This is a genomic window from Streptomyces cyaneofuscatus, from assembly GCF_033109485.1.
Taxonomy (GTDB): Bacteria; Actinomycetota; Actinomycetes; order Streptomycetales; family Streptomycetaceae; genus Streptomyces; species Streptomyces cyaneofuscatus.
Window position 1 is genome coordinate 6,719,401 of the sequence record NZ_CP137002.1, and the last position, 13,694, is coordinate 6,733,094.

Below are 13,694 nucleotides of genomic sequence, written 5' to 3' on the forward strand. Positions count from 1 at the left end.
ATGCGCGGCTACCTGCTGAGGCGGCTGCCCTCCGCCCTCCTCGTCCTGCTCGGGGCCTCGTTCCTGATCTTCACCATCCTCCGGCTCGTCCCCGGCGATCCGGCGTCCTCGCTGGCCGGGCCCGACGCGGACGCGGCGACCGTCGCCGCGATCCGCGAACGGCTCGGCCTGGACGCGCCGTTGCTCTCCCAGTACGGCCAATGGATCGGCTCCCTGGTCACCGGCGACCTCGGACCCTCGTACGCGATCGGCGGCCAGGTCTCCGACCTGATCGCCGACGGCCTCGGCGCCACCGCCGAACTGACCGTGGCCGCCCTGCTGTTCGTCATCGTGCTCGGCAGCGCCTTCGGCATCCTCGGCGCCACCTCGCGCAGCGGCTGGGTCCGCAGCGCGATCCGGGTGACGACGACCGCCGCCCTCGCCGTACCGCCGTTCGTCAGCGGTGTCCTGCTCGTGCTGCTGTTCGCCGTCGTCCTCGGGGTGCTGCCGCCGGGCGGACGGGTGTCGTTCCTCGGCGCCCCCGACCTGGCCGCGCAGTACCTGCTGCTGCCCGCGCTCTGCCTCGCCCTCCCGAGCGCCGCGGTCCTCGGCCGCTACCTCAAGGACGGCATCGAGCGCGCGCTAGCCGAGGACTACATCCGTACCGCCACCGCCGCCGGGGTCGCCCCGCGCCGGCTGCTGTGGCGCCATGCCCTGCCCAACGCCCTCCCGCCCGTCGTCACCCTGCTCGGAATGCAGACCGGGCACCTGCTCGGCGGGGCCGTGCTCGTCGAGGCGATCTTCGCCTGGCCGGGCCTCGGCCAGCTCGCCGAGCAGGGCCTCAGCCGGCGCGACTACCCGGTCGTCCAGGACCTGCTGCTCCTGCTGGTCGCCGTGTTCGTCGTCGTCCAGCTGCTCACCGACCTCGTGTACGCCTGGCTCGACCCCCGGATCAGGTGGGAGTGACCGCCATGACCTCGACCCCCGACCTCGCCCCGGCGTCCCCGGCGACGCTCCGGAAACCTGTACGGGCCCCGCGGAGCACCGGCACCCGCAAGACCTCCCGCCACCCCTACCGCGCCGCCCTCTCCACCGCCCGCGCCCGCACCGGCCTCGTCCTCGTCGGCGCGGTCGTCCTCGCCGGCCTGCTGGCCCCGCTGGTCGCCGGGCACGGGCCCACCGACCAGAGCGGCCTCAGCCTCGCGGGCGTCGGCACCCCCGGGCACCCGCTCGGCACCGACGACCTCGGCCGCGACCTGCTCAGCCGCGTGCTGTACGGCATCCGCGCCGACCTCGGGATCATCGCGATCGCCGTCCCCGTCGGCGCGGTCCTCGGCTGCCTGTTCGCCCTGGCGGCGGCCGCGCACCCGGTCCTCGACACCCTGGTCCAGCGGATCTTCGACCTGATCCTCGCCTTCCCGGGCCTGATCCTGGCGCTCGCCGTGACCGCGATCCTCGGCCCCGGCCCGCTCCCCGTCATCCTGGTCATCGCCCTCGCGGAGATCCCGGCGTTCGGGCGGCTGCTGCGCGGCGGGATCCTCGTCCAGCGCGAGCGGGAGTACGTCACCGCCGCCCGGGTCGGGGGCAGTTCGGCCCCCCGGGTGCTGGTCCGGCACATCCTGCCCAACGCCGCCGACCCGCTCATCGTGCAGGCCGCCGTCTCCCTCACCGTCGCCGTCTTCATCGAGGGCGCGATGAGCTTCCTCGGCGTGGGCGTCCGGCCGCCCGAGCCCACGCTCGGCTCGGTCCTGAGCCAGTCCATGCCCTACCTCGCCCAGGCCCCGCACTTCGCGGCCGGGCCGCTGATCACCGTGACCGCGCTCGTCCTCGGGCTCTCGCTCATCGCCGAGGCGCTCAACCGGGAGGTACGCCGATGACCGCCCCCGAACTGCTCGAAGCACCGAGGGCCGCCCACGATCTACTCCAAGTCCGCGACCTGGGCGTCGAGTTCACTGCCCCCGACGGCTCCACCCTGCGCGCCGTGCGCGGGGTCTCCTTCACCCTGCGCCGGGGCGAGACGCTGGCCGTCGTCGGCGAGTCCGGCTCCGGCAAGTCCACCACCGCCCTCGCGCTGACCCGGATGCTGCCCGGCACCGGGCGCGTCTCCACCGGCTCGGTCCTGCTGGACGGCCAGGACCTCGCCGCCGCGAGCGCCGAGGAGCTGCGCGCGGTGCGCGGCGCCCGCATCGGCATGATCTTCCAGGACCCGATGACGGCCCTGAACCCGGTGCTGACCGTGGGCCGCCACCTGGACGAGGTGCTGCGGGCCCACGGGTCCTGGGAGAAGCACGGCCGCAAGCGGGACAAGGCCGCGCGCCGGGCCCGGGCCGTCGAACTCCTCGACCGCGTCGGCATCCCCGAGCCCCACCGCCGTGTCGACGACCACCCGCACCAGTTCTCCGGCGGCCAGCGCCAGCGCATCCTCATCGCGATGGCCCTGGCCGGTGAGCCCGACATCCTGCTCGCCGACGAGCCGACGACCGCGCTCGATGCCACCGTCCAGGATCAGATCCTCACCCTCCTCGCCGACCTCAACCGCGAGACGGGCACGGCACTCGTCCTCATCACCCACAACATGGGCGTCGTCGCCCGCTCCTGCGCACGCGTCCTCGTCATGTACGGCGGCACCGTCGTCGAGGACGGCCCTACCGCCGAGGTCCTCACCCGCCCCCGCCACCCCTACACCGCAGGCCTCCTGGCCGCCGTCCCCCGCCTCTCCGCCCCCTCCGGCACCCGCCTCACCGGCATCCCCGGCTCCCCGCCCGACCTCACCCTCCTCGGGGACGGCTGCGCCTTCGCCGAGCGCTGCACCTTGGTGGAGGACCGCTGCCGTACGGGGGTGCCCCCGCTGGTCGAGCTGACCGACGGCGTACGGGCGGCCTGCCTGCCCGCCGCCGCGCGCACCGAACCCCTTCCCGCGCCCGCCCCGCCCGCCCGGATCGACCGCCCCGCCACCGGGGCCGTGGTCCTGGAGGCGGACGGCCTGCGCAAGACGTACAAGCGGCGCGGGGTGCGCGGGCGCGGGTTCACCGCGCTCGACGGGGTGTCGCTGACGCTGGCCGAGGGCGAGACCCTGGGCATCGTGGGGGAGTCCGGCTCGGGCAAGTCCACCCTGGCCCGGGTCCTGGCCCACGCCCACCCCTCCGACGGCGGCACGGTCAGGCTGCGCGGCCAGGACGTCACCCGGCCCGCACGCCGTGAGCTGCACGCGGTGCGCCGGCAGATCCAGATGGTGTTCCAGGACCCGTATGCCTCGCTCAACCCCCGGATGACGGTCCGCCAGATCGTCGCCGAACCGCTGATCGCCTTCGGCCTCGGCGACCGGGACGAGCGCGAGGCCCGGGTCGCGGAGCTGCTCACGCTCGCCGGGCTCGACCCGGCCGTGGCCGACCGGCACCCGCGCTCCTTCTCCGGCGGGCAGCGCCAGCGCATCGGCATCGCCCGGGCACTCGCCCCCGAGCCGTCCGTCCTGATCTGCGACGAACCCGTCTCCGCACTCGACGTCTCCGTCCAGGCCCAGATCGTCGGCCTGCTCACCGACCTCCAGCGCGACCTGGGCCTCGCCCTCGTCTTCATCGCCCACGACCTCGCGGTCGTCCGGCAGGTCAGCCACCGCATCGCGGTCATGCACCAGGGCCGGATCGTGGAGAGCGGCAGCGCCGACGACATCTGCGAGAACCCCCAGGACCCGTACACCCGGGCCCTGTTGGCGGCGGCACCGGAGCCCGTACCTGTAACACCCGTGCCCCGAAAGGCGGAGGTGCCGGCATGAGCGCGTGCTGCACCCCGGGACGCGCGTGTACGGGAGCGTCCACGGCCGCCGTCCTGCCACTTCCGGTGGTACGCCGATCGGCCGGCACAGAAGCGGGGCAGATGGCCGAACTCCCCGGCGGCACCTTCCGGATGGGCGACGCCTTCCACGAGGGCTACCTCGCCGACCGGGAGGGCCCGGTCCGTGAGGTCACCGTGGCGCCCTTCGCCATCGACACCACCGCCGTCACCAACGCCGCGTGGGCGGCCTTCGCGGACGCCACCGGCTACCGCACCGACGCCGAGCGCTACGGCAGCAGTTACGTCTTCCACCTCCTGCTCCACCCCAAGGCCGCCGAGCGCCACGTCCTCGGTCGGGTGCCCGGCGCGCCTTGGTGGCTCGGCGTCGCCGGGGCGTCCTGGGCCGCGCCGGAAGGGCCGGGCTCCGACGTGGCGGACCGCGCGGACCACCCGGTCGTCCACATCTCGTACGGTGACGCCCTCGCCTACTGCGACTGGACCGGCACCCGGCTGCCCACCGAGGCCGAGTGGGAGTACGCCGCACGCGGCGGCCTGGACGGCGCCCGCTATCCGTGGGGCGACGACTTCACCCCCGGCGGCCGGGAGATGTGCAACACCTGGCTCGGCCGCTTCCCGCACCGTTCGGACCGCCCCGGCGGCCGCACGGGCACCGTGCCCGTCACCGCCTACGCGCCGAACGGCTACGGGCTCCACAACACCTCCGGCAACGTCTGGGAGTGGTGCACCGATGCCTTCGGGCCCGGTGAGCGGGTCATCCGGGGCGGCTCCTACCTCTGCCACACCTCGTACTGCAACCGCTACCGGGTCGCCGCCCGCTCCCACAACACCCCCGACTCCTCGACCGGCCACGGCGGCTTCCGCCGCGCCCGCGACCTGACACCACCCAGCACGACAGAAGAAGGGGCCACCGCGTGAAGGCCGTCATGGTGATGTTCGACAGCCTCAACCGGCACCTGCTGCCGCCGTACGGCGCCGACTGGACCCACGCCCCCAACTTCCGCCGCCTCGCGGACCGTACGGTCACCTACGACACCTGCTACGCCGGGTCCATGCCCTGCATGCCGGCCCGCCGCGAACTCCACACCGGGCGCCACAACTTCCTGCACCGGGGCTGGGGCCCGCTGGAGCCGTTCGACGACTCGATGCCCGAGATCCTCAAGCGGCACGGCGTCTACACCCACCTCGTCAGCGACCACCAGCACTACTGGGAGGACGGCGGGGCGACCTACCACGGGCGCTACAACTCCTGGGAGTTCTTCCGGGGGCAGGAGGGCGACGCCTGGAAGGGGCAGGTCGCCGACCCGGAGATCCCCGACTCCCCGCGCGCCACCCGCAACGACCTCTGGCGCCAGGACTGGGTCAACCGGCAGTACCTGGACACCGAAGCGAAGCAGCCGCAGACGCTCACCTTCGACGCGGGCCTGGAGTTCCTGCGGACGAACCACACCGAGGACAACTGGTTCGTCCAGATCGAGACGTTCGACCCGCACGAACCCTTCTTCACCCAGGACCACTACAAGGAGCTCTACCCGCACGACTACGACGGACCGCACTTCGACTGGCCCGACTACAACCGGGTCGCCGAGACCGAGGAGCAGGAGCAGCACGCCCGTTACGAGTACGCGGCGCTGCTCTCCATGTGCGACCACTCGCTGGGCCGGGTGCTCGACGCGATGGACGAGCACGGGCTGTGGGACGACACGCTGCTGATCGTCTGCACCGACCACGGCTATCTGCTGGGGGAGAAAGGGTGGTGGGCGAAGGTCGTCACACCCTGGTACAACGAGCTGGTCCACACCCCGCTCTTCGTCCACGACCCGCGCCGCCCCGACCGCGCCGGGACCCGCGACGCGGCCCTCGTCCAGACCATCGACCTGGCCCCGACGCTGCTGGACTTCTTCGGCGCCGAACTCCCGCCGGACATGCAGGGCCGCCCGCTCAGCGAAACCGCTGACGCACAACACTCAAGGGAATGCGCCCTGTTCGGGATGTTCGGCGGCCACGTCAACATCACCGACGGCCGGTACGTCTACATGCGCGCGTGCCACGACGACACCAACCAGCCGCTGTACGAGCACACGCTGATGCCCACCCGCATCCGGGGCCGCTTCACCCCCGAGGAGCTGACCGGGCTGACCCTGGCCGACCCGTTCCCCTTCACCAAGGGCGTGCCCACCCTCCGTATCCCCGCTCACCCCTCACCGCTCCTGGGCCCGCAGCGCTTCGGCACGCTCCTCTTCGACCTGGAGACCGACCCGCTCCAGGAGAAGCCGATCAGCGACCCGGCCGTCGAACTGCGCCTGGCCCGGCAGCTGGTGGTGCGGCTCCGCGCCAACGACGCCCCCGCCGATCAGTACGCCCGCCTCGGCCTCCCGTACGCGCCGGAGGACGTCACCGAGGCCCACCTGCTGGTCGACGCCCAGCGCGAGCGGGCCGAGGCAGGCCGCCAACCGGCCGCACGATCGGATGAGTTCACCGAGGGCGCGCTCAACCTCCGTACCCCACTGGCGGACCTCCTGGCCGAGCCGGCGGCGGCCGACACGGTCCGCCGCATCGTCCCCGGCCTCCTCGACACCGAGCTGCTCACCGTCCGGGGCGGCTCCACCCTGCTCCAGATCGCCGCCTTCACCGGTCACCCGGGACGGCCCCAACTCGCCGCTGTGGCGGACGAACTGGCCCGCCTCTTCCCCGTACCCGACGCACCGGACCACCACCCCAGCCACGACGGAGAGCCCCGCCGATGACCACCGACCCCACCCGTCGCGACACCACCACCGCCACTCCCACCCGCCGCGACCCCTACGACGGCTTCCCCGGCCGCATCGGCCGCACCTTCGCTGACTCCGAGCCGTCCTGGCCGCCGCGCACGGCCCCCGGCGAGAAGGCACCCAACATCGTGGTCGTCCTCGTCGACGACATGGGCTACAGCGACATCGGCCCGTTCGGCTCCGAGATCGCCACGCCCACGCTCGACACCCTGGCCGACGAGGGCGTCCGGCTCTCCAACTACCACACGATGCCGCTCTGCTCCCCGGCCCGCGCCGCCCTGCTCACCGGCCTCAACCCGCACCGCGTCGGCTACTCCATGGTCGCCAACTCCGACCCCGGATTCCCCGGTTACGGCATGGAGATCGCCGACGACATCCCCACCCTCGCCGAGCTGCTCCACGACACCGGCTACGCCACGTACGCCGTCGGCAAGTGGCACCTGGTCCGCGACTCCGCCTCCAACGCGGCCGACGACCGGGACAACTGGCCGCTGAACAAGGGCTTCGACCAGTACTACGGCGTCCTCGAAGGACTCACCAGCCTCTTCCACCCGCACCAACTGGTCCGCGACAACAGCCCGCTGGACATCGACGAGTTCCCGGACGACTACTACTACACCGACGACATCACCGACCAGGCGATCTCCATGGTGAAGTCGCTCCGCGCCCACGACCCCGACAAGCCGTTCTTCCTCTACCTCGCCCACAACGCCGTACACGGCCCGCTCCAGGCCAAGGCCGAGGACATCGCCCGCCACCAGGGCCGCTACGACGAGGGCTGGGACGTCCTGCGGGAACGCCGCTTCGCCGCCCAGCTCGCCGCCGGACTCCTCCCGCCCGGCACCGAACTCCCCGACCGCAACAGCGAGGCCGGGCTCGACGTCCCGGCCTGGGACAGCCTTGACCAGGAGCAACAGAAGCTCTACGCCCGCTACATGGAGGTGTACGCGGCGCTCGTCGACAACATCGACCAGAACCTCGCCCGGCTCACCGAAACCCTCGAAGCGCTCGGCGAACTCGACAACACCATCATCGTCTTCACCTCCGACAACGGCGGCACCGGCGAAGGCGGACTCGAAGGCACCCGCTCCTACTTCAGCCGCTTCGTCCACCACCCCGCCCTCCCCGGCGACTGGACCCCCGACGTCGACCGCGACCCCGCCCTCATCGGCGGCCCGCGCAGCCTGGTCCACTACCCGCGCGGCTGGGGCATGGCCTCCAACACCCCCTTCCGGCTCTACAAGGGCCACACCTACGCCGGCGGGGTCCGTGTCCCGTTCGTCCTGTCCTGGCCCCGGGGCGCCCGCGAAGGCCTGCTCACCCCGGGCGTCCGGACCCAGTACCAGTACGTCACCGACATCGCCCCCACCCTGCTCCGGCTGGCCGGTCTCGACCGCCCGGCCGAGCGGCGCGGGGTCACCCTCCAGGAGCCGGACGGCATCAGCTTCACCCCCGTCCTCGCCGACCCCGACCACGCCTCCACCCACCCCGAGCAGTACTGCGAGATGACCGGCAACCGCAGCTACTACCGGGACGGCCACAAACTCGTCACCCTCCACCGCCCCGGCACCCCCTACGACGACTCCGAGTGGGCGCTCTACGACATCCGCACCGACCCCACCGAGATCCACGACCTCGCCGCCGAACGCCCCGGCCTGGTCAAGGAGTTGTCCGAGGCCTGGGAGGCGGCCGCCTGGCGCAACGGGGTCTTCCCGCTCCCCGACGGCAGCGGCGCCCTCGCTCGCCGCAACCCCGCCGAACAACGCCTGACCCGCCCCCTGACCCTGCTGCCCGGCACACCGGAGCTGGAGCGCTACCGCTCCTCCCGGCTGGTCTCGCTGCGCTCCTTCGAGATCACCGTCGTCATCGACGCGACGGGGGAGGGGGTGCTCGTATCCCACGGCGACCAGGGCGGCGGCTACAGCCTGTACGTCGAGGACGGGCGGCTGCACCTCGCGTACAACGAGTACGGCGTCCTGCACGAGACCGACGCGGGCCCGCTCGCGCCGGGCGAACATGTCATCGCTCTCACCGCCACGGCGGAGAAGGGCCTGCGCTGGTCGTTCACGGTCAGCGTCGACGGTGAGGTGCGGGCCACGCCCCCCAGCGTCCACCAGCTCATCGGCATGGCCCCGTTCCAGGGCATCAGCATCGGCATCGACCGCAAGTCCCCGGTCTCCTGGCCCCTGTTCGAACGCCACCGCTCGTTCCGCTACCAGGGGACGCTGCGCTCGGTCACCTACACCCCCGGCCAACCGGGACCCGACTCACCGCACGCGGTGGCCGCCGCGCTCAAGCAGGCGGCGGCGGCCTTCGAGTGAGCCGGCTCGTATGAGCCGGCCCGGGTGGCGGATTCCCGTGCTCTGCCAGGAGGGTGGTGATCCCCGCGCGGACGAACTTCCGGGCCCGTTCAGCGCGTCGGGCCCGGAAGTCGTCAGAAGCGGACGGGTTCTTCAGGAGGTCCGCCCCGTATCTGCGTCGGCGGATGTCATCCACGACGGCCGTCGGTGCTCCCATGGAGCTCAGCTCTTCGAGAGCTTCTCCTTTGGTGATCAACTGGCCATCGCGCAGGGTCACCGATGCTCTCGCGAAGGTCAGCATCCCCAGATCCACCCAGATGTCCTGGAGCCATAGTTCCGCTTTGGCGTTGCCTGTCACAGGCAGCCAGTAGTCCTCCAGCTCGGCACGGATGAACTCTGCGAGCTCTTGGTCGCTCACCCCGGGCAGCAGGCCGACCGGTGGCGGTCCGTGGAGGACGACCGCCCCCAGGGCCAGTTCGCGCCGGCTCACCGGGGAGACGGGACGCTCGAACCACTCGCCCTGAGCCCAGGTCGGGTGGTGCTGTGCCGTATCGGATGTGTCTCCCCGGGGCACATAGGTGCAGTGCAGGCTCCGGGCAAGGGGGACGTCGGCGATCAGACGTTCATGCACAGCTCGCAGTTCCGCTTGCTGCGCGCCATCGAGCTCCGTACCGACCAGCGCTACCAGGTCGAGATCACTGCGCCCTGGCTGGTAGTCCCCCAGAGCCAGCGATCCGTGCGCCCAGAGAGCGACCAGTGGCACTCGGGCTCCTGCATCGGACGTGAAGCGTGCGAGCAGAGGCTTCACAGCAACGGGAAGGTCACGCACGGAGGCCATCCTCGTACGGTACTGAACGCGGCCCCGGTCGTCCGCGTCGACGACGACCGGGGCTGTCCTGACCACAGAGAGCGGAACCATTCGTCCCGCAGGGCCTCAGCCCACGTACGCCCCGCTCGCCGTCAGCCGCAGGGCCGTGTCGATCAGCGGGACGTGGCTGAACGCCTGCGGGAAGTTGCCCACCTGGCGCTGCAGGTTGGAGTCCCACTCCTCGGCCAGCAGGCCCAGGTCGTTGCGGAGCGCCAGCAGCTTCTCGAACAGCTGGCGCGCCTCGTCGACCCGGCCGATCATCGCGAGGTCGTCGGCCATCCAGAACGAGCAGGCCAGGAACGCGCCCTCGTCGCCGGCCAGACCGTCGACGCCCGCCTCGTCGCCCTCGGTGGGGTAGCGCAGGATGAAGCCGTCCTCCGTGGACAGCTCCCGCTGGATCGCCTCGATCGTGCCGATGACCCGCTTGTCGTCCGGCGGCAGGAAGCCCATCTGCGGGATGAGCAGCAGGGAGGCGTCCAGCTCCTTCGACCCGTAGGACTGGGTGAAGGTGTTGCGCTCCTTGTCGTAGCCGCGCTCGCAGACGTCCCGATGGATGTCGTCGCGGAGCTCGTACCACCGCTCCAGCGGGCCCTCGACGTCCCCGGACTCGACCAGCTTGATCGTCCGGTCGACCGCGACCCACGCCATCACCTTGGAGTGCACGAAGTGGCGGCGCGGACCGCGCACCTCCCAGATGCCCTCGTCGGGCTCCTCCCAGTGCTTCTCCAGGTACTCGATCAGCTTGAGCTGGAGGCCCATCGCGTAGTCGTTGCGGGTCAGCCCCGTCATGTGCGCCAGGTGCAGCGCCTCGGTGACCTCGCCGTACACGTCCAGCTGGAGCTGGTTGGCGGCGCCGTTGCCGACGCGGACCGGGCCGGAGTTCTCGTAGCCGGGCAGCCAGTCCAGCTCCGCCTCGCCGAGCTCGCGCTCGCCGGCGATGCCGTACATGATCTGGAGGTTCTCCGGGTCGCCCGCCACCGCCCGCAGCAGCCACTCACGCCACGCCCGGGCCTCTTCCCGGTAGCCGGTGCGCAGCAGGGAGGAGAGGGTGATCGCGGCGTCCCGCAGCCAGGTGTAGCGGTAGTCCCAGTTCCGTACGCCTCCGATCTCCTCGGGGAGCGAGGTGGTCGGCGCGGCGACGATGCCGCCGGTCGGGGCGTACGTGAGGGCCTTCAGGGTGATCAGGGAGCGGACGACCGCCTCCCGATAGGGCCCGTGGTACGTACACTGATCGACCCATTCGCGCCAGAACAGCTCGGTCGCCTCCAGGGACCCCTCCGGGTCGGGGAGGGCGGGCGGCTCACGGTGCGAGGGCTGCCAGCTGATCGTGAAGGCCACCCGGTCGCCGGGGCCGACGGTGAAGTCGGAGTAGGTGGTCAGGTTCGCGCCGTAGGTGTCCGCCTCGGTGTCCAGCCAGACGGAGTCCGGCCCGGCGACGGCGACCGTACGGCCGTCCACCTTGTGCACCCAGGGCGTCACCCGGCCGTAGCTGAACCGCATCCGCAGCTCCGAGCGCATCGGCACCCGGCCGCTGACGCCCTCCACGATCCGGATGAGCTGCGGCGCCCCGTCACGCGGGGGCATGAAATCGGTCACCCGTACGGTGCCGCGCGGCGTGTCCCACTCCGATTCCAGGATGAGGGAGTCACCGCGGTAACGGCGCCGGTCCGCGGAAAGCGGCTCGGCCCCTTCCGGCCTCGCGGGACCCAGACGCCAGAAGCCGTGCTCCTCGGTGCCCAGCAGTCCCGCGAAGACGGCGTGCGAATCGAAGCGGGGCAGGCACAGCCAGTCGGCCGTGCCGTCCCGGCAGACCAGGGCGGCGGTCTGCATGTCTCCGATGAGTGCGTAATCCTCGATGCGCCCGGCCACGTGCGTCTCCAGTCGAACGGCCATGTCGCCCCGTCCGGGGCGCTTACTGGGGGAGGGTTTCAGGGGGTCGTAGTGGAACCGACGAGTCCCGTACCGGCTGAGCGGGCCTGTGGTGCCGCCGTCCGGCCGTCTCGGCAGCGAGTGTCCGAGCAGGATACGACGCGGTACGAAGATCCGCGCGACGGTCCCCGCAACATCTCTGAGCTGATCGGGTGGGACGTGAAACGACTGGGGTGATGGTGTGACGCCCCTGTGCAGGGTGTGGCCGGAAGCAGCCTCCCCTCGTCGCTGTTACCCTGGTAGCCCGTGGACCGGTGGTCGTATCCGACAGCGGACGAGGCCCCCGAACCCGCAGCGACGGCACCCCGGAATCCCCGGATCGGCGGCCGGTACGCACCTCACAACCGCGACCACGGGAGCCCCCTTTGGCTATGCAGCCCACATCCACGACGACCAAGCACATCTTCGTCACCGGGGGTGTCGCCTCCTCCCTCGGCAAGGGTCTGACTGCCTCCAGCCTGGGTGCCCTGCTCAAGGCGCGTGGCCTGCGGGTCACGATGCAGAAGCTCGACCCCTACCTCAACGTCGACCCCGGCACGATGAACCCGTTCCAGCACGGTGAGGTGTTCGTCACCAACGACGGCGCCGAGACCGACCTGGACATCGGGCACTACGAGCGCTTCCTCGACGTGGACCTCGACGGCTCCGCCAACGTGACGACCGGCCAGGTGTACTCGCAGGTCATCGCCAAGGAGCGGCGCGGCGAGTACCTGGGCGACACCGTCCAGGTCATCCCGCACATCACCAACGAGATCAAGCACCGCATCCGCCGCATGGCCACCGACGACGTGGACGTCGTCATCACCGAGGTCGGCGGCACGGTCGGCGACATCGAGTCGCTGCCCTTCCTGGAGACCGTCCGCCAGGTCCGCCACGAGGTCGGCCGCGACAACGTCTTCGTCGTGCACATCTCGCTGCTGCCCTACATCGGCCCCTCCGGCGAGCTGAAGACCAAGCCGACCCAGCACTCCGTCGCCGCCCTGCGCAACATCGGTATCCAGCCGGACGCCATCGTGCTCCGCGCCGACCGTGAGGTCCCGACCTCCATCAAGCGCAAGATCTCGCTGATGTGCGACGTCGACGAGGCCGCGGTCGTCGCCGCGATCGACGCCAAGTCGATCTACGACATCCCCAAGGTGCTCCACACCGAGGGCCTGGACGCCTATGTCGTCCGCAAGCTCGACCTGCCCTTCCGGGACGTCGACTGGACCACCTGGGACGACCTCCTGGACCGCGTCCACAACCCCGATCACGAGGTCACCGTCGCCCTGGTCGGCAAGTACATCGACCTGCCCGACGCCTACCTCTCGGTCACCGAGGCCATCCGCGCCGGCGGCTTCGCCAACAAGGCCCGCGTCAAGGTCAAGTGGGTCACCTCCGACGACTGCCGCACCGCCGCCGGTGCCGCCGAGCACCTGGGCGACGTCGACGGCATCCTCATCCCCGGCGGCTTCGGCGAGCGCGGTGTCGACGGCAAGGTCGGCGCCATCCGCTACGCCCGCGAGAACAAGGTCCCGCTGCTGGGCCTCTGCCTCGGTCTCCAGTGCATCGTGATCGAGGCGGCCCGTTCGCTGGCCGAGATCCCCGACGCCAACTCCACCGAGTTCGACGCCGCCACCTCCCACCCGGTCATCTCGACCATGGAGGAGCAGCTCGCCTACGTCGAGGGCGCCGGCGACCTCGGCGGCACCATGCGGCTCGGCCTCTACCCGGCCAAGCTCGCCGAGGGCTCCCTGGTGCGCGAGGCGTACGCGGGCGAGCCGTACGTCGAGGAGCGCCACCGCCACCGCTACGAGGTCAACAACGCCTACCGCGGTGAGCTGGAGAAGAAGGCCGGACTGGTCTTCTCCGGCACATCCCCGGACAACAAGCTCGTCGAGTACGTCGAGTACCCGCGCGAGGTCCACCCCTACCTGGTCGCCACCCAGGCCCACCCCGAGCTCCGCTCCCGCCCGACCCGCCCGCACCCGCTCTTCGCCGGTCTGGTGAAGGCGGCCGTCGCGCGCAAGACCGGCGCGGCCGAGTAGTTCCGAGGCATTACGGTTGACCGGGGTACGC

General features: G+C 71.5%; 9 protein-coding genes. 7 read left to right on the forward strand and 2 right to left on the reverse strand.

The window, feature by feature from the left end:
- Genes R2B67_RS29640 through R2B67_RS29665 form a run of 6 tightly spaced genes read left to right on the forward strand, consistent with a single transcriptional unit; the run spans window position 1 to window position 8,860 of the window.
- Entirely contained in the window at window positions 1–945 is a 945-nt protein-coding gene (locus tag R2B67_RS29640; protein ID WP_317822306.1) for an ABC transporter permease, read from the forward strand.
- Window positions 946–950: 5 nt separating this feature from the next.
- Window positions 951–1,856, forward strand: a complete 906-nt coding sequence (locus R2B67_RS29645) for an ABC transporter permease (RefSeq protein ID WP_317822307.1) — start codon at window positions 951–953, stop codon at window positions 1,854–1,856.
- Entirely contained in the window at window positions 1,853–3,751 is a 1,899-nt protein-coding gene (locus R2B67_RS29650) for a dipeptide ABC transporter ATP-binding protein (RefSeq protein ID WP_317822308.1), read from the forward strand. Before R2B67_RS29645 ends, R2B67_RS29650 begins: the two co-directional genes overlap by 4 nt.
- Window positions 3,748–4,686 (forward strand): formylglycine-generating enzyme family protein, encoded by a 939-nt coding sequence (locus tag R2B67_RS29655; protein WP_455679981.1) that lies wholly within the window; start codon window positions 3,748–3,750, stop codon window positions 4,684–4,686. The genes R2B67_RS29650 and R2B67_RS29655 overlap by 4 nt, the downstream gene beginning before the upstream one ends.
- A complete protein-coding gene (locus tag R2B67_RS29660; protein WP_317822311.1) occupies window positions 4,683–6,515 on the forward strand; it encodes a sulfatase in 1,833 nt (610 codons plus the stop codon). The genes R2B67_RS29655 and R2B67_RS29660 overlap by 4 nt, the downstream gene beginning before the upstream one ends.
- The gene (locus tag R2B67_RS29665; RefSeq protein WP_317822312.1) at window positions 6,512–8,860 is read left to right on the forward strand and encodes a sulfatase-like hydrolase/transferase; all 2,349 of its coding nucleotides are present in this window, start codon (window positions 6,512–6,514) and stop codon (window positions 8,858–8,860) included. Before R2B67_RS29660 ends, R2B67_RS29665 begins: the two co-directional genes overlap by 4 nt.
- Here the strand turns inward: R2B67_RS29665 and R2B67_RS29670 are convergent.
- Both R2B67_RS29670 and R2B67_RS29675 read right to left on the reverse strand, forming a co-directional pair.
- Window positions 8,832–9,602 carry a hypothetical protein gene (locus R2B67_RS29670; RefSeq protein WP_317822313.1) on the reverse strand — a complete coding sequence of 257 codons (771 nt, stop codon included), beginning with the start codon at window positions 9,600–9,602 and terminating at the stop codon, window positions 8,832–8,834. The two genes, R2B67_RS29665 and R2B67_RS29670, sit on opposite strands and share 29 nt — an antisense overlap.
- Before the next feature lie 171 nt (window positions 9,603–9,773).
- Window positions 9,774–11,576, reverse strand: a complete 1,803-nt coding sequence (locus R2B67_RS29675; protein WP_317824984.1) for a glycoside hydrolase family 15 protein — start codon at window positions 11,574–11,576, stop codon at window positions 9,774–9,776.
- Window positions 11,577–12,007: 431 nt separating this feature from the next.
- Here R2B67_RS29675 and R2B67_RS29680 point away from each other — a divergent pair, with 431 nt between their 5' ends.
- A complete protein-coding gene (locus tag R2B67_RS29680; protein WP_030569795.1) occupies window positions 12,008–13,663 on the forward strand; it encodes a CTP synthase in 1,656 nt (551 codons plus the stop codon).
- Window positions 13,664–13,694 lie beyond the last annotated feature (31 nt).

Bases quoted from the DNA above. Each gene is read 5' to 3' on its own strand.
- R2B67_RS29645 (WP_317822307.1), top strand. From the start codon at position 951: ATGACCTCGACCCCCGACCTCGCCCCGGCGTCCCCGGCGACGCTCCGG.
- R2B67_RS29680 (WP_030569795.1), top strand. From the start codon at position 12,008: ATGCAGCCCACATCCACGACGACCAAGCACATCTTCGTCACCGGGGGT.
- R2B67_RS29655 (WP_455679981.1), top strand. From the start codon at position 3,748: ATGAGCGCGTGCTGCACCCCGGGACGCGCGTGTACGGGAGCGTCCACG.
- R2B67_RS29640 (WP_317822306.1), top strand. From the start codon at position 1: ATGCGCGGCTACCTGCTGAGGCGGCTGCCCTCCGCCCTCCTCGTCCTG.
- R2B67_RS29650 (WP_317822308.1), top strand. From the start codon at position 1,853: ATGACCGCCCCCGAACTGCTCGAAGCACCGAGGGCCGCCCACGATCTA.
- R2B67_RS29665 (WP_317822312.1), top strand. From the start codon at position 6,512: ATGACCACCGACCCCACCCGTCGCGACACCACCACCGCCACTCCCACC.